The 15307-nt window shown below is 70.3% G+C and carries 15 protein-coding genes; 12 read left to right on the top strand and 3 right to left on the bottom strand.

What is annotated here, in order from left to right; genetic code table 11:
* Positions 1–125: 125 nt before the first annotated feature.
* Both OHS70_RS28805 and OHS70_RS28800 read right to left on the bottom strand, forming a co-directional pair.
* The gene (locus tag OHS70_RS28805; protein ID WP_328402095.1) at positions 126–734 is read right to left on the bottom strand and encodes a DUF1349 domain-containing protein; all 609 of its coding nucleotides are present in this window, start codon (positions 732–734) and stop codon (positions 126–128) included.
* 5 nt (positions 735–739) lie between these two features.
* On the bottom strand, positions 740–2269 hold the full coding sequence (locus tag OHS70_RS28800) for an aldehyde dehydrogenase (NADP(+)) (protein ID WP_328402093.1): 1530 nt from the start codon (positions 2267–2269) through the stop codon (positions 740–742).
* Between the two features lie 168 nt (positions 2270–2437).
* On the opposite strand from OHS70_RS28800, the gene OHS70_RS28795 reads away from it, so the two are divergent.
* The 8 genes from OHS70_RS28795 to OHS70_RS28760 all read left to right on the top strand — a co-directional run bounded on the left by OHS70_RS28795 (position 2438) and on the right by OHS70_RS28760 (position 9536).
* Positions 2438–3208, top strand: coding sequence for an IclR family transcriptional regulator (locus OHS70_RS28795; protein WP_328402091.1), 771 nt, complete (start codon positions 2438–2440; stop codon positions 3206–3208).
* Between the two features lie 5 nt (positions 3209–3213).
* The gene (locus tag OHS70_RS28790) at positions 3214–3693 is read left to right on the top strand and encodes a GNAT family N-acetyltransferase (protein WP_443062673.1); all 480 of its coding nucleotides are present in this window, start codon (positions 3214–3216) and stop codon (positions 3691–3693) included.
* A gap of 89 nt (positions 3694–3782) precedes the next feature.
* A complete protein-coding gene (locus tag OHS70_RS28785; protein ID WP_328402089.1) occupies positions 3783–4772 on the top strand; it encodes a hypothetical protein in 990 nt (329 codons plus the stop codon).
* Between the two features lie 23 nt (positions 4773–4795).
* Positions 4796–6034 carry a sensor histidine kinase gene (locus OHS70_RS28780; protein WP_328402087.1) on the top strand — a complete coding sequence of 413 codons (1239 nt, stop codon included), beginning with the start codon at positions 4796–4798 and terminating at the stop codon, positions 6032–6034.
* Complete coding sequence (locus OHS70_RS28775) at positions 6031–6687, top strand: response regulator transcription factor (RefSeq protein ID WP_328402085.1); 657 nt, start codon at positions 6031–6033, stop codon at positions 6685–6687. Before OHS70_RS28780 ends, OHS70_RS28775 begins: the two co-directional genes overlap by 4 nt.
* Positions 6688–6788: 101 nt before the next feature.
* Entirely contained in the window at positions 6789–8237 is a 1449-nt protein-coding gene (locus OHS70_RS28770; protein ID WP_328402083.1) for a penicillin-binding transpeptidase domain-containing protein, read from the top strand.
* Positions 8238–8291: 54 nt separating this feature from the next.
* Complete coding sequence (locus tag OHS70_RS28765; RefSeq protein ID WP_328402081.1) at positions 8292–8744, top strand: hypothetical protein; 453 nt, start codon at positions 8292–8294, stop codon at positions 8742–8744.
* 48 nt (positions 8745–8792) lie between these two features.
* On the top strand, positions 8793–9536 hold the full coding sequence (locus OHS70_RS28760; RefSeq protein WP_328402079.1) for a hypothetical protein: 744 nt from the start codon (positions 8793–8795) through the stop codon (positions 9534–9536).
* Between the two features lie 76 nt (positions 9537–9612).
* On the opposite strand, the gene OHS70_RS28755 is transcribed toward OHS70_RS28760, so the two are convergent.
* Positions 9613–11019, bottom strand: a complete 1407-nt coding sequence (locus tag OHS70_RS28755) for an NCS2 family permease (RefSeq protein WP_328402077.1) — start codon at positions 11017–11019, stop codon at positions 9613–9615.
* Between the two features lie 407 nt (positions 11020–11426).
* Between OHS70_RS28755 and OHS70_RS28750 the strand changes: the two genes are divergently transcribed.
* From OHS70_RS28750 to OHS70_RS28735, 4 genes are read left to right on the top strand one after another with little or no spacing between them, the layout of a single operon-like run.
* Complete coding sequence (locus OHS70_RS28750) at positions 11427–12620, top strand: cytochrome P450 (RefSeq protein WP_328402075.1); 1194 nt, start codon at positions 11427–11429, stop codon at positions 12618–12620.
* A 47-nt stretch (positions 12621–12667) separates the two neighbouring features.
* Positions 12668–13297 carry a hypothetical protein gene (locus tag OHS70_RS28745; RefSeq protein WP_328402073.1) on the top strand — a complete coding sequence of 210 codons (630 nt, stop codon included), beginning with the start codon at positions 12668–12670 and terminating at the stop codon, positions 13295–13297.
* The gene (locus OHS70_RS28740; protein WP_328402071.1) at positions 13294–14577 is read left to right on the top strand and encodes a cytochrome P450 family protein; all 1284 of its coding nucleotides are present in this window, start codon (positions 13294–13296) and stop codon (positions 14575–14577) included. Before OHS70_RS28745 ends, OHS70_RS28740 begins: the two co-directional genes overlap by 4 nt.
* Positions 14574–15257 carry an SDR family oxidoreductase gene (locus OHS70_RS28735; protein ID WP_328402069.1) on the top strand — a complete coding sequence of 228 codons (684 nt, stop codon included), beginning with the start codon at positions 14574–14576 and terminating at the stop codon, positions 15255–15257. Before OHS70_RS28740 ends, OHS70_RS28735 begins: the two co-directional genes overlap by 4 nt.
* The last annotated feature ends 50 nt before the right edge of the window (positions 15258–15307 follow it).

Below are 15307 nucleotides of genomic sequence, written 5' to 3'. Positions count from 1 at the left end.
TCAATGGCGCATCCCCGCCCTTGCGGCGGCACGAGCCGTCCCCTGTGTCTGGTGCCATCCTAACGGGGAGCGATCACAGAGCAGTTCCGGTTTTCCGTCAGGGGCGGGGTGGACCGTGCCCCTGCTCAGGACCCGTCGCGCAACCCCGCAGGCCAGCTCGGGCGGTACTCGATGCGGTCGAAGGTCACCACACACCCCTCCCCGACCGGCGACTGGGCCCCGAATCCGACCAGTGCCGCGCCCGCCTGCTCCTCGTCGCCCAGCGCGAAGATGCGCACGAAGGTCCACTGCTCGCCGTCGGTCGACGCGTGGAAGGCGAACGCCTTGCCGGTGCGGCTGACCCGCAGCCACACGCTGTCGCCTTCCACCACGAAGGAATTGGCGTCGTCGGAGTGACCGCGGGTGACGACCGTGCACACGGTGGGCCTGTCCGGGGAGAGCTCCAGGCAGAGTTTGGCCCACTCCCTCTCACTGACGTGCACATAGAGCACGCCGGCGTCGAAGGCGGTTGCGAAGCCGACCTTGGCCCGGGCAAGGAGCTGGAAGTCGCCCTCCGGTGCGCCGAGCAGGCGTGGCGCGTCGGAGGCCGGGTCCAGGGCGTGGCCGGTGGGAGGGACGAAACGGTCCTGCCGGGGCCCGGCCCAGGCGGTCAGTACGCCGTCCTCGTGCGTCCAGTCGGCCTCGGGCCCGTACGCCCGCAGAGGGAAGGGAAGTTCGGGCAGTTTCACATCCATGCGGTTCAGTGTTCCAGGCGCCCGTCCACGCGGCGCGGAAGTCCGAGCGGGTTGTCGTCGCGCAACTCGGGCGGCAGCAGTGCCGCTGGGGTGGTCTGGTAGGTGACCGGGCGCAGCCAGCGCTCGATCGCGGTGGCGCCGACCGAGGTGGACGTGGAGGTGGTGGCCGGGTAGGGGCCGCCGTGGTGCTGGGCGGGTGCGACGGCGACTCCGGTGGGCCAGCCGCCGACGAGGACACGTCCGGCGAGCGGGGTGAGTTCGGCCAGCAGCTCGGCGCCGCGGCCCTCGCCCGCCGCCTCGGCGCCCGAGAGGTGCAGGGTGGCGGTGAGATTGCCGGTCAGACGCCCGAGTACGGCGGTGATCTCGGCGCTGGAGTCGTAGCGCGCGACCACGGTGACCGGGCCGAAGCACTCCTCCAGCAGCAGATCGTGGTCTCCCGCCTCGGCCAGCAGCCGCGCCGGGACGGTGAGGAACCCCGCGCTGACGGTGTGGTCCCCACCCGCCCCTGGGGTGACGGGTGCGTCGACGTCCGCGAGTGCGGCCCGTGCGCGTACCCCGGCGACGAAAGCGTCGCGCATCCTGCGGTCGAGCATCACCCCGGGTTCGGTCTCGCTTATGGCGCCGGTCAGGGCCTTGACGACCCGGTCGCCCGCGTCGCTCGCGGGGGCGAGGACGAAGCCGGGCTTGGTGCAGAACTGGCCTTCGCCGAGTGTCATGGAGCCGGCGAGGCCGGTGCCGAGCTGCTCGGCGGCCTCCTCTGCGGCGGCCTCGGTGATCACGACGGGGTTGAGCGAGCCCAGTTCGCCGTGGAAGGGGATGGGGGCGGGGCGTGCGGCCGCGGCGTCGAACAGGGCGCGGCCGCCGCGTACGGAACCTGTGAAGCCGGCCGCCGTGACCAGCGGATGCCGTACGAGTTCGACGCCCGCCTCGAAGCCGTGGACGAGGACCACGACGTCCTCGGGCAGTCCGGCCCGATGAGCGGCCCGGCGCAGGACCGAGGCGCACAGCTCAGCGGTGGCGGGATGGCCGGGGTGGGCCTTGACGACGACGGGGCAGCCTGCCGCGAGGGCGCTGGCGGTGTCGCCGCCCGGTACCGAGAAGGCGAGGGGGAAGTTACTGGCCGCGTAGACGGCGACGACACCGAGCGGGACCTTGTAGCGGCGCAGATCCGGCCAGGGCGGGGTGCGGCCGGCATCCGCGTGGTCGATGCGGATGCCGAGAAAGGCTCCCTCGTCCACGACATCGGCGAAGGAGCGCAACTGGGCAGCGGTGCGGGCGAGTTCGCCGTTCAGCCGGACCGGCCCGAGAGCGGTCTCGGCGTCGGCCGCCTCGATGACATGGTCGCGTGTTTCCTCGAGCAGCTCGGCGGCGGTGCGCAGCAGGCGTGCGCGTGCGCCGCGGTCGGCGAGCGCGGGTCGGGCCGCGTGCGCGGCGCGGACGGCGCGGTCGACCTCTCCGGATGTGGACTCCACGGCGACCTGCTCCCGCGGCTTCCCGGTACGGGGGTCGACACTCCAGACTGGTGCTGCTGCCACCGCGGCTTCCTTCCAGGTCGACTGCCCATGTCTACCGCCCGGGTCTGCTGACCCGGTCCGCTGCCCAGCCACCGGGGCGTTCGGTATTCTGAACACAGTTCCCGGTGGTGAATGCCTGTGGGGACTCTATTTCCGGGCGTTCTGCGCGGTCAAGGAGGGGCGAAGGCGATGTCAGCGGTCGAATCCGGTGGGGCACAGGTCAAGTCCGCGGTGCGGACGGTCGAGTTGCTCGAATACTTCGCCGGGCGCCCCGGCATGCACTCGCTCGCCGCGGTGCAGGAGGCCGTGGGTTACCCCAAGTCCAGCCTCTACATGCTGCTGCGCACCCTGGTCGAGCTCGGCTGGGTGGAGACGGACGCCACCGGCACCCGGTACGGCATCGGCGTCCGGGCGCTGCTCGTCGGCACCTCCTACATCGACGGTGACGAGGTCGTCGCCGCCGCCCGGCCCACCCTGGACCGGCTCTCCGACGACACCACGGAGACCATTCACCTCGCCCGGCTGGACGGCACCAATGTCGTGTATCTGGCCACCCGGCAGTCTCAGCACTATCTGCGCCCGTTCACCCGGGTCGGACGCAGGCTGCCCGCCCACTCCACCTCGCTCGGCAAGGCGCTGCTGGCCACCTACAGCGACGAGCAGGTACGCAAGATGCTGCCCGAGACACTCGCGCCGCTGACCGAGCACACGATCACCGACCGCGAGAAGCTCATCGAGGAACTGCATCTCGTCCGCGAGCAGGGCTATGCGGTGGACCGCGAGGAGAACACCCTCGGGCTGCGCTGCTTCGGTGTCGCGATCCCCTACCGCACCCCCGCCCGCGACGCCATCAGCTGCTCGGTCCCGGTGGCCCGGCTCACTCCCGCCCATGAGCAGATGATCAAGGATGCGCTGTTCGACGCCCGCGACCGGCTCGCCCTCGCCACCCGGAGGCTCTGACCTCGATGACCACCCTGTTCATCACGCTGCGCGAAGTGCACGACACCGACCTGCCGGTCTTCTTCCGGCACATGAACGACCCCGAGTCGAACCGGATCGCCGCCTTCACCAGCGAGGACCCCTCGGACCGGGCCGCCTTCGAGGCCCACTGGGCGCGGATCCGGGCGTCCGAGGACGTCATCCGCACCGTGCTCGCCGACGGCGTGGTCGTCGGCCACACCGCGGTGTACGGGCCGCCCGATTTCCGCGAGGTCACCTACTTCATCGACCGGGCGTACTGGGGGCGGGGAGTGGCAACGGCCGCGCTGAGCGGCCTGCTCGACGTCGTGCCTACGCGTCCGCTGCACGCGCGGGCCGCGGCCGACAACAAGGGATCCGTCCGCGTCCTGGAGAAGTGCGGATTCACCGTCACCGGCCACGACCGGGGCTTCGCGAACGCCCGCGGCGAGGAGATCGACGAACTGGTGCTCACCCTCGCGCAGTGAGAAGCGGTACCCCGCCTCCGCCGCGCGGCGGAGGCGGATCGTCGTTGCGCAGGAGGTGCGCGGGCGCCCGCGCGACGAGCGTGGACGCCATGACACCGACACCGCTCCCCGTCTCCGCCGACGAACTGCTCCCCGTACGGCCCCGCCCCTGGAGCTCCGCGCTGCGCGCCCTCGCGATCGCCGCCTGCGTTCCGTATCTCTCGCTCAAGATCGCCTGGATCTCCGGCAGCCGGATCGGCATCCCCGACGGCAGCATGCTGCTGGACCACCCCCGGCTGGTGCTCGTGGCCAACAGCGTCACGGTGGTGATGGACACGTCCGTCGTCGTCCTCGCCCTGCTGCTGACCCGGCCCTGGGGGCTGCGCGTGCCGGCCTGGCTCCTGGGCGTGCCGGCATGGGGAGCGACCGGACTGCTCCTGCCCATCATGATCGGCTTTCCGATGCAGTTGCTGGCCACCGCCCTCGGAGGCACCACTGCGCAGGACTCGTCCCAGCGGCCGTTCCTCGACGACTGGGTGTTCGGGGTGGTCTACGGCGGCTTCATCCTCCAGGGCCTCGCTCTCGGCACCCTGGCCGTGCTCTACGCCAGGGATCGCTGGGGGCACCTGTGGCGCGGGACGATGTGGGAACTGCCGTCCAGGGCGACCGGACCTGCCGTGCGGACCTGGGCCGTACTCGGCTCGCTCCTCGCGCTGTTCCCGGCCCTCATGCATCTGCTGTGGGCCGCCGGATCGGCCGTGGCGCTCTCCCCCGGCCGTGCCGCCGAACGCACCACCGACTTCTACCTGCTTGAGGGCGCCCGGTTCGTGTTCGTGGCCGTGGCCTGCGCGGGGACTCTGATGCTCGCGTTCCGCCGCCGCCCCTGGCTGCCGGTGAGGCTCCCGCTCGCCATGGCCTGGGCCGGGGCGAGCACGCTCGGCGCCTGGGGTGGCTGGCTGCTGATCACCTCGCTGATGCCCGCGGCCGATGCCTCGAACGATGCCTCGTGGCAGATGACGCTGACCTACGCTGGTGAGATGATCTCCGGTCTTCTGCTCACGGCGGGCGTCGTGTGTGTGCTCCGGCGGCGCGGCGCGTGACGAGGTCCGGCACGGTCTGGGGGGTGGCCGGCCGGGCCCTGTTCGGGGTCCGGGCGAGGCTCCGCTGGGTTCATCTGGTGCTCGGCGGGGCGCTGTTGATGCCGTTCTGGCTGGTGGGCACCGTGGTGGTGGGACCCGTTGTCGGCGCGGACGGCGTGTTCTCCGAGTCGCCCGCTCTGCAGTTCGGCGCGTACGCCGTCGCCCTGCCGCTCGCGGCGATCGCGGCCGCCCTGTTCCCGCTCACCCGACCGCTGTCCGTAAGTGTGGCCCGAGCACTGACGGGGGTGCCGGCCGAGCGGTTCGCGGAGGGGCCCGCGCGCAGCAGGGCGGCGCGGGTACGGACCTCTGCCTGGTTCACGCTCCATGCGGGGCTCGGCGCCCTGGTCAGCGGGGCTTCCCTCGCCCTGCCGCCGTTCGCGGTGAGCCTGATGCTGGTGCCGTTCTTCCCCGGACTGCGGGACTCGCTCCGGCTGTCCGGCCACCAGGCCTGGCAGCTGGCCCTGCTCCCGGCCGCCGGAATCGGAATGCTGCTCGCGCTCGCGGCCTGCTCGGCGGCGGCCGGGGCCCTGCTCGCCCGCCGGGCGCCGCTGCTGCTCGGCCCGACTCCCGCGGACCGGCTGGCGGCGGCCGAACGACGGGCCACCGAACTCGCCGAACGCAACCGTCTCGCCCGCGAGTTGCACGACAGCGTCGGCCATGCCCTCAGCGCCGTCACCCTGCAGGCGGGCGCGGCCCGCAAGGTGCTGGACACCGATGTGGAGTTCGTGCGGGAGGCGCTGGCCGCGATCGAGGAGACCGCGCGGCGCACCGTGGGCGAACTGGACTCCGTACTGGGCCTGTTGCGCCAGGACGACGACGCGGGCGGCCCGCCGGTCACCACCGGCCCCGCCCTGGACTCGCTGGACGGTCTGCTGTCACGCAGCGGTGTGCCGGTCTCGCTCGACGTCGACGGCGAGCTCGCGGCCGTGCCCGCTGCCGTCTCCCGCGAGGCGTACCGCATCGTCCAGGAGGGGCTGAGCAACGCCCTGCGGCATGCCGGGCGGTCCCCCGTATCCCTGTGGATCACCGTGCACGGCAAGAAGGTGGAGGTCACGATGGAGAATCCGCTGCCCGACCAGGCACCGGTCGTACGCCCGGGCGGCGGCCGCGGGGTGCGCGGCATCACCGAGCGGGCCGCGCTGCTCGGGGGGCGGGCCGAGGCCGGCCCCGACGGCGCGGTGTGGCGGCTGTCCGCGCGGCTGCCCCTGGACGGTCGGCGATGAGCGCGATCCGGGTGGTGCTCGCCGACGACGAGCGCATGGTCCGTACGGCGCTGCGCGTCATCCTCGACGCCGAGCCCGACCTCGAGGTCGTCGGCGAGGCGGCGACGGGCGCGGAGGCGGTGTCGGTGGTGCGCGAGCTGCGCCCGGACGTGGTCCTCATGGATGTGCGGATGCCGGAGATCGACGGCATCCGGGCGAGTGAGCAGATACTGGGCACGCTGGCGGAGCCTCCGCGGATCGTGGTGGTGACGACCTTCGAGAACGACGCGTACGTGTACGAGGCGCTGCGCGCCGGAGCGGCCGGGTTCCTGCTCAAGCGGGCCGCCGTGGAGGAACTGGTGCAGGCGGTCCGGCTGGTCGCGCGCAGTGACTCGCTGCTCTTCCCCGCGGCCGTGCGCTCGCTTGCCGCCGAGTACGGCCGCCGCGAGCCCGCCCCGGCCCCTGCGTGGGCCGCGCGGCTGACCGAGCGGGAGGCACAGGTGCTGCGGCTGATGGCGACCGGCCTGACGAACGCGGAGATCGCCGACCGGATGGGGGTGGGTCCCGCGACCACCAAGACGCATGTGGCATCGGTGCTGGCGAAGACGGGCGCCCGGGACCGTACACAGGCGGTGATCGCGGCGTACGAGACGGGGTTCATCTCGCCCCGCTGACCGGGCCGCCGCGTGCCGTTCCGGGCCGCTCCGAGATGAGAAAGTCCTGAGAAGGGCGGCGGCGGGGAACGGCCGTCCCCCGGCGCTCGTCGTCATAAGGGATGAACAAGACGATCAGGCGCGCCGCCGTCTTCAGTCTGCTGCTGGTGCTCGCCCTGCTGGTGCGGGCGACCTGGGTGCAGGCGTACGACGCCAAGGCCCTCGCCGACAACGAGCACAACCAGCGGAATGTCATCGCGCGGTACGCGCAGCCGCTGGGCGGCATCGTCGTGGCCGGCTCCGAGGTCACCGGGTCGAAGCGGACGAAGGGCAGCAATCTCGCGTACAAGCGCACCTACACCGACGGCGCGCTGTACGCGGCCGTCACCGGCTACAGCTCGCAGGCGTTCGGCGCCACCCAGCTCGAAGGCATCTACTCCGGGGTGCTGGACGGGACCGACAACCGGCTGAAGAACCCTGTGGACGTGCTCACCGGCAAGCAGCAGCAGCCCGGCGATGTGGTGACCACCATCGACCCCTCCGTCCAGAAGGCCGGTTTCACGGCACTCGGCGACACCAAGGGCGCGGCCGTCGCGATGGACCCGAAGACCGGCGAGATCCTCGGCATGGTCAGCACCCCCTCGTACGACCCCTCGGCCATCAGCTCCACGACGGACGGCGACGCATGGAGCGAGCTGCTGGCGGACAAGGACCAGCCGCTGCTCAACCGGGCGCTGCGCCAGCCGCTGGCGCCCGGCTCGACGTTCAAGCTGGTGGTCGCGGCGGCCGCGCTGGAGGACGGTCTGTACGACTCGGCCGACGAGAAGACCGAGAGCCCGGACCCGTACCGGCTGCCCGGCTCGACGCGGGCCCTGGAGAACGAGAATCCGTCCGCGCCCTGCGAGAACGCCACCATCCGCACGGCCCTGCAGTTCTCCTGCAACAACGTCTTCGGCAAGATGGCCGTCGACCTGGGCCAGGAAAAGGTCCGCGCGATGGCCGAGAAGTTCGGGTTCAACGACGCCGAGCAGGATGTGCCGGTCCGGGCGACGGCCAGCCTCTACCCGTCGGGGATGGACGAGGCGGGGACGGCGCTGACGGGCATCGGCCAGTACGACGTGACGGCCACCCCGCTGCAGATGTCCATGGTGTCGGCGGCGCTCGCCAACGACGGCGTGCTGGCCACGCCGCACATGGTCTCCAAGGTCGTGGACGCGGACGGCGACACCCTGGAGTCGTACGGAGACGGGGACGGCCGGCGGATCGTGTCGTCCTCGACCGCCGAGCAGTTGCGCAGCGCGATGGTGACGGTCGTCGAGGAGGGCACGGGCTCCAACGCCCGGATCTCCGGCGCCGAGGTCGGCGGCAAGACGGGCACGGCCCAGCGCGGCGAGAACAACAGCAAGACGCCGTACGCCTGGTTCACGTCATACGGCAAGGACCCGAACACCGGCAAGGAGGTGGCCGTCGCGGTGGTCGTCGAAGACTCCGGCGCGGCCCGCTCCGAGGTCAGCGGCAACGGTTTGGCGGCCCCGATCGCACAGAAGATGATGCAGGCGGCGCTGGACTGATCCCGGACAGGGCCTGTTCACCGGGGCGGGGCGCGCTGTATGCAGGGTCTCGCGATGGCCGACATCCCCTGCATCCCGAGGACTTCCGTGCGCACCCTGCCCCGTTCCCCGTCCGGCTGGACCATGGCGGTCTTCGGTGTCCTGGCCGCCGCGCTCGGCATGCTGGGGCTGATCGCCCCCGACGCCCTGATCGCCGCCATGGGCTTCGGCTCCACAGCCGAATCCCGCCGCGCGGAGGGAGACCACACGCTGGTCTTCGTGACCGCGTCATCGATGGCCGCCGTCAATATGGGCGTCTACTACGTCCTGGCGTCCCTGGCCGACTGGAAGCCCTTCTTCCGCTGGACCGTCCCCTTCCGCCTGCTGACCTGCGCGGTCTTCACGCTCACGGTGCTCAGCGGCCGTGCTCCGGCGGGCATGATCGGCGTGGCAGTGTGGGAGGGCCTGGGCGCGGTGGTCACCGGCGCGGCCCTGCGGTACGAGGCGAAGCGCGATGTCCCGAGGTAGGGGCTTCGCGAGGCTTCGTCGTCGGTGGCCGCTGCCAGAATGCACGCCATGACAGCCTCCGCGACCGACTGGTCGCAGCTCACGCACGCGTACGGCTCGGCCGCGAACATACCCGGCCTCTTCGCCTGCCTCGGCCGCGGCCGGGAGCAGGACAGTGAGGTGTGGAGCGACCTGTGGTCGGCGCTGTGCCACCAGGGCTCGGTGTACGAGGCGAGTTACGCGGCGCTGCCGCAGCTCACCGACATCGCGAGGGGCCGCGCTCCGGGCGAGCCGGCCGAGGCGGTGCTGATGGCGGGCCTGATCGTCGCCGCCGCGGACGCGGACCGCCGCGAGCGGCACGGCGCCGAGATCGCCGAGTTGCTGCCGGTCGCCCGCGCCTGTCTGGCTCAGGTCCCGAAGGACGACGCCGCCGGCTTCGTGTATCTGCTGCAGTGTGTGCTCGCGTTCGAGGGAGTGCCCGTCTGGTCCGAGTGCCTGGAGGGCGTGTTCCAGGAGGAGTACGAGCTCGACTGCCCGGACTGCGCGGCGGGGTTGTTCGTCACGTTCGGCTCGTACGGCTGCTTCGCCGCCGCGGGCGACCATGTGACCGAGGAGGATCCGGCCAAGGCGGCGCTGTACCCCGCGGACCCGGCCCGGCTGACCGGGGTCGCGCGGCGGCTGCACACCATGGCCCGTGAGTCCGGGCAGCAGAAGGTCGCCGAGGGGCTGACGTATCTCTTCGGGCGCGCGACCTGCCCCGAGTGCGAGTGCACGTTCCCGGTCGCCGAACGGGTCGCGCAGATGTACGGCTGAACGGCTCGAGTGCCGGCGGTGGTCCCGTGCGGCGCGGCCCGCGCCGCACTGCGCGCCGTCTCCGGTGCGAGGAACGCTACTTGACGCCGAACAGCTGCTCGACGGGGTCGATGGCGAAGTAGACGAGGAACAGCGCCGCAGTGCCCCACAGCAGCCAGTGCACCTCACGCGCCTTGCCCAGCACGGTCTTGATGACGACGTAGGCGATGAAACCCGCGCCGATGCCGTTGGTGATGGAGTACGTGAACGGCATCACGACGATCGTGAGGAAGGCGGGGATGGCGACCTCGTACCGCTCCCAGTCGATGTGCCGCACCTGTGCCATCAGCAGGAAGCCGACGGCGACCAGCGCCGGGGCGGCGGCCTGGGCGGGGACGACGGTGGCGAGCGGGGTGAGGAAGAGCGCAAGGGCGAACAGGGCGCCGGTGACCACGGACGCGAGCCCGGTGCGGGCGCCTTCGCCCACCCCGGCCGCCGACTCGATGTACGAGGTGTTGGACGACGCCGAGGCCGCACCGCCCGCCACGGCGGCGGCGCCGTCGATCAGCAGGACGCGGCCGAGGTTGGGGACATCGCCTTTCTCGTCGAGGAGGCCGGCCTCGTTGGAGACGCCGACGACCGTGCCCATGGTGTCGAAGAAGTCGCTGAGGAGCAGCGTGAAGACGAGCAGCACGATGGTGATGACACCGACCTGCTCGAACGCGCCGAAAAGGCTGAAGGCTCCGACGAGACCGAACTCGGGTGCGGCCACGACGCTCTCGGGTACGGCAGGGACGGTCAGTCCCCAGGCACGCGGGTCGATGGTGGCGATCTCGTTGACGACGATGGCCAGGACGGTCGTGACGACGATGGAGACGAGGATCGCGCCGCGCGTCCTGCGGGCCATCAAGGAGATGGTGAGCAGTACGCCGATGCAGAAGACCAGGACCGGCCAGCCGGACAACTGCCCGTTCAGGCCGAGCTGAACGGGGACGGTGCCCTGCTCGCCGGGGATCCGGGTGGCGAAGCCCGCGTCGATGAAGCCGATGAACGCGATGAACACGCCGATGCCCACGCTGATGGCCTGCTTGAGCGACGGGGGGATCGCGTGCATGACGGCCTCACGCAGCCCGGTGACGACCAGGACGCAGATGAGCAGGCCCTCGATGACGATCAGGCCCATCGCGTCCGGCCAGCTCATCAGGGGCGCGATCTGGAAGGCGACGACGGCGTTGAGACCGAGGCCGGCGGCGACGGCGAGGGGCAGATTGCCGCCGAGTCCCATGATCGCGGTCATCACGGCGGCCACCAGGGCGGTGACGGTGGCCACTTCGACGTCGGAGAGCCTGTTGCCGAACTTGTCGGTGGTGCTGCTGAGGATGATCGGGTTGAGGACCAGGATGTAGGCCATCGTGAAGAACGTGGCGAAGCCGCCTCGGATCTCACGGGCGTAGGTCGAACCCCGGGCGCTGACCTGGAAGAAATGGTCGATCTTGGCTGTCATTCCGCTCCTCGGCGGCTCGATCCGGGCAACGAGTAGCTGGATTGTGCCCCCGGGAAGGCCACTTCAGATCACGCGAGTGTTACGCATGGTGATCCTTCTCGTAGCAGGCGGGCACACTCGGCTGCTGCGCTGTTGAGGGGAGGGTGGCACCGGCCTGGCTGCGTGACCAGCCACCCGGCCCACTTCTCCACCGGACGTCCAGGCCCCCGCCACCAGCCCCTCCGACGAAACGCGACTCACCCGTTCGGAGCAATCCTGCTGTGTCCCAAGTCGCGATTCACCCGATTGGAGTGGTCAATGGTGGTGGGCTGACGCGAGACCTCCGTTCCACCACGCAAGGGGACCTCCGTCCCATCGGACAAGGAATGGCCGGGCTACAACCGCACTCACCGCGAGAGGTTGACGCCATGGGAACCATCGGCTCCACCGACGCCCTCACAGATGTCCACTCCGGCGACCCGTATCCCGTCTATGAGCGACTGCGCGCGACGGAACCGGTGTACCTGTGCGGGACAGGCTCCTACCTGCTGACCCGTTACACGGACTGTCAGCGTGTTCTGACCGAACGCGAGTGTTTCCTGGCGCCGGGCGCACACAGGCCCTTTGGTGGGAAGGCGGACCGTGCGGCGCCCGTGCTGTCACGCGTCATGAGCTCCCAGAACCCACCCCGGCACACCAGAATGCGCACCGCGGTGGCCAGGCGATTCGTCGAGCATGTGCGACGTCAGCAGACGTGGCTCGGCGGACTCTGCGACCAGCTGCTCGCCCCTGTGGTGGAGACTCTCCGCCACGGCGTCGCCGACATGACCGCACTCGCCGAGGCCGTTCCCCGCGACACGATCATGCACTTGCTGGGATTGCCGCCGGCCGACCGGGACCTCGTGTCGAGACTCGTCGCCGACATCTTCCCCACCTCAGGGCCGTTGCCCGGACAGGGCTGTGGCGGTGCTGAGGCGATGCGGCAGCTCACCGACTACCTCCAGGCGGAAGTGGTCCGGCGGCGCCGCGCGCCTGGCGACGATCTGACGTCCGAACTCGTCCGCGCGCACACCGACTGTCCGCAGGCCCTGCCTCATGACGAACTGGTCAGCATTCTCACGGGACTCATGGTCGCGGGGTACCCGCAGATCGCTGCGGGGATCGAGACCGGGATCGTCCTGATGATGCGCCACCCCGAGAGGGCGGTCTTCCTGGACGGCCCTGCCGGCGCTCGGATGTTCGTCGACGAGGTGCTCCGCTACGACGCGCCCGTACAGTTCACGCCCGCCCCCCGGATCCCCACGAGGGCGGTGGTCCTCAGCGGTGTGACGGTACCCGCGGGAGCGCAGGTCTGGCCGGTGCTGGGTGCCGCCAACCGGGATCCCGGCATGTTCCCCTGGCCGGATGAATTCCGGCCGGGGCGCGACGGGGCACGTCACTTGAGCTTCGGCGGAGGTGCGCATCACTGCCTCGGCGCCGAACTGGTCCACCTGGAGATGTCGATGGTGCTTCGGCGGCTACGGCGGCGCCTCCCGGATCTCGCGCCTGCGCGGCAACCTGTGCAGCGTCTCGGACGGTTGCGCGGGTTCACTTCTGTTCCCGTCGTACGCGTGGAGCGCTGATGGTGGCGATCGGTGGCGGTCCCCGTCCCGACGGACACGCGGACAGCGTGGACGTCTTCCTTGAGAGTGCCGCCTGCTCCACGTTCCTCGACGCCGCACTTCGTGTCTATGGAGCGATCAAGCCGGGCTTTCCCTACCCCTGCTTCGGCGTGCTCGTCGGTTGCCTGCGGGGCGACAGCGCCCGCGTCGAGCGCGTCGAATTCGGCCGTAACGTCCGGGCCACCGACAGCGCGGCCCTGGGAGAATTCTCGGAATCCATAGTTCCTTGTTTCGGAACGGCATACGAGAACCCCCATCGTGGCTACTGGTGCGATTCCACCGACCTGCTCCGTATCATGCGGGACGCCGAATTGGACGGACTCGACATTCTCGGGTCGATACACCTCCACCCCGACTGGCACAACATCGACTCTCCTGGCGGCAACGGGTCGCCGCTGAGCGAGCACCCGACGCGGATGGACAAGTACGTCTTCGTCAATACCGGGTGGCCGATCAATCTCATCTGCTACCTGGAGCGGCGGAACAGCAGCATCTATCACTCATGGGGCGCCTGGACTCCACGTACGGCCGACCCCTCGGACCCCCATTGCGACGCGTTGCCGGTGCGCCTGGCGCTGCCCGGTCACACACGAGTTCACCGGACACAAGCGACTCCGCCGTACAGGGAGGACCCGTGAATGCCGAACAGGCCGACAGAGCCGTCTCTTGCCGCATGCCGCACGACCGGACGACCGCCGACGGCGTCACCGACCTCATGGAGCAGAAGAGCTACGTCGACGCCCCGTATCCGCTGCTCGCGCAGCTCCGGGCCGAAGGGCCTGTACGGCGCGTGGTGTTCGCCGGCGCTCCCGTGTGGCTGGTCACACGCCATGAGGACATCCGGACAGCAAGCAGGGATCCACGGTTGAGCAACGATCCGCGGCGCTGCAACCGGGCGGCGCAGTCCGTGCCGTGGGTGTTCGCCGGCGAAACCTATACCGTCACGCGCAACATGCTCCGCAGCGACCCCCCGGACCACACCAGACTGCGTGCGCTGGTGGCAGGTGAGTTCACACCGGGCCGTATCGAAGCCCTGCGTCCACGCATCCAGGAGATCACCGACGAGCTCATTGCCCCGTTCCTTCCGCTGGGGCGCCTCGATGTCATCACCGACTTCGCAAAGCGTCTGCCGCTCACGGTCATATCGGAGGTACTGGGCGTACCTGCCGAGGAACGGGACACCTTTGCGCGGCTGGCCGGCGTCTACGTGGAGATGAGCGAGGGCGACGACAGCCGCATGCCCCATGCCGCCTCCGAGATGCGGGACTGCCTCACCGGACTTCTGAAGGCGAAGAGGAATTGCCCCTCCGGCTCCGAAGACCTGCTGGGGCGGCTCCTCGAGGCCGATCACGAGGAGGACGAGGTGATCAGCATGTCCTTCCTCCTCCTGGTGGCCGGTTTCGAGACGACCGCCAATCTCATCGGCAGCGGTGTTCTGGCGTTGCTGGAACATCCTGAGCAGCTGGAGTTGCTCCGCAGGGAGCCGCACCTCATGTGGCAGGCGGTCGAAGAGATCCTGCGCTACAACGGCCCCATCAAAATGGCGCCCGTCCTGAGGTTCACGACCTGCGACATACAGATCGGAGGAGTGACCGTTCCCGGGGGCGGAGAGGCCGTGCTGCTCTCCTACGGCGCCGGTAACCGGGATCCGGACCGCTTCGCCGAGCCCGACCGGTTCGACATCCTCCGCGACAGCCGAGGGCACCTCGCGTTCGGGCACGGGATCCACCACTGCCTCGGCGCGCCGCTCGGCAGAGCGGAGGGCACGATCGCGCTCCGCACCCTCCTGGAACGCTGCGACGAACTGGCGCTCGCGGTCGATCCCTCCGAATTGACCTGGGGACACAGCCGGTTCATGCGTGGGCTGACAAGCCTCCCGGTAACCTTCCGGCCCGTTCTGCGAGGTGCTACGCCATGACAGATCCACGACCCCGCGCACTGGTGACAGGTGCCTCCCGGGGCATCGGGGCGGCCATCGCCCGCGCACTCGCGCCCACTCACGATGTACTGCTCGGCGGCCGCGATGCCAGGTCGCTGGAGGCGCTCGCCCGCGACCTGCCGGGAAAGGCCCGTCCATGGGTGGTCGATCTGGCACACCCCGGCAAGATCGCCGGGGTCACGGCGGACATCGATCGTCTCGACGTTCTCGTGCACAACGCCGCCGTCGCCGAGCCCGGCACGATCGCCGATGCCTCACCGGAAGTGTGGCAACGCATCTTCGCGGTCAACCTCTTCTCGGCCGCCGAACTCACCCGGCTGCTTCTGCCGTCCCTCCGCCAGGGCCGGGGACATGTGGTGCTGATCAACGCGGGTTCCGGACTCCGGATCAAGTCGAACCGCGGCCCCTACGCCGCCAGCAAGTACGCGTTGCGGGCGTTCGCAGACGCCCTTCAGGCCGAGGAGAAACCCAACGGAGTCCGAGTGACCTCGATCCACCCCGGCCCGACCGACACCGACCTGCAGCGCAAGGCAGCTGAACGGGCGGGCCAGGAGTACCGCCCCGATCAGTTCCTTCGGCCGGAATCGGTCGCCGACGTCGTGGCGAACGCGGTACGGGCGCCGGCGGACGCGACGGTGACCGATGCCGTCATCGATTGACCACTGCCCTCCGCCGGCCTGTGCGCGTCCCCACCTCACAAGGCGATACA

The sequence above is a fragment of the Streptomyces sp. NBC_00390 genome (genome assembly GCF_036057275.1).
Classification (GTDB): domain Bacteria; phylum Actinomycetota; class Actinomycetes; order Streptomycetales; family Streptomycetaceae; genus Streptomyces.
This window is presented reverse-complemented; position numbering and strand designations above follow the sequence as displayed.

What these genes read in the sequence shown, in the direction of transcription:
- OHS70_RS28760 (WP_328402079.1), top strand. Translation starts at nt 8,793, where the DNA reads ATGACAGCCTCCGCGACCGACTGGTCGCAGCTCACGCACGCGTACGGC.
- OHS70_RS28805 (WP_328402095.1), bottom strand. Translation starts at nt 734, where the DNA reads ATGGATGTGAAACTGCCCGAACTTCCCTTCCCTCTGCGGGCGTACGGG.
- OHS70_RS28785 (WP_328402089.1), top strand. Translation starts at nt 3,783, where the DNA reads ATGACACCGACACCGCTCCCCGTCTCCGCCGACGAACTGCTCCCCGTA.
- OHS70_RS28735 (WP_328402069.1), top strand. Translation starts at nt 14,574, where the DNA reads ATGACAGATCCACGACCCCGCGCACTGGTGACAGGTGCCTCCCGGGGC.
- OHS70_RS28755 (WP_328402077.1), bottom strand. Translation starts at nt 11,019, where the DNA reads ATGACAGCCAAGATCGACCATTTCTTCCAGGTCAGCGCCCGGGGTTCG.
- OHS70_RS28795 (WP_328402091.1), top strand. Translation starts at nt 2,438, where the DNA reads ATGTCAGCGGTCGAATCCGGTGGGGCACAGGTCAAGTCCGCGGTGCGG.
- OHS70_RS28790 (WP_443062673.1), top strand. Translation starts at nt 3,214, where the DNA reads ATGACCACCCTGTTCATCACGCTGCGCGAAGTGCACGACACCGACCTG.
- OHS70_RS28750 (WP_328402075.1), top strand. Translation starts at nt 11,427, where the DNA reads ATGGGAACCATCGGCTCCACCGACGCCCTCACAGATGTCCACTCCGGC.
- OHS70_RS28770 (WP_328402083.1), top strand. Translation starts at nt 6,789, where the DNA reads ATGAACAAGACGATCAGGCGCGCCGCCGTCTTCAGTCTGCTGCTGGTG.
- OHS70_RS28775 (WP_328402085.1), top strand. Translation starts at nt 6,031, where the DNA reads ATGAGCGCGATCCGGGTGGTGCTCGCCGACGACGAGCGCATGGTCCGT.
- OHS70_RS28765 (WP_328402081.1), top strand. Translation starts at nt 8,292, where the DNA reads ATGGCCGACATCCCCTGCATCCCGAGGACTTCCGTGCGCACCCTGCCC.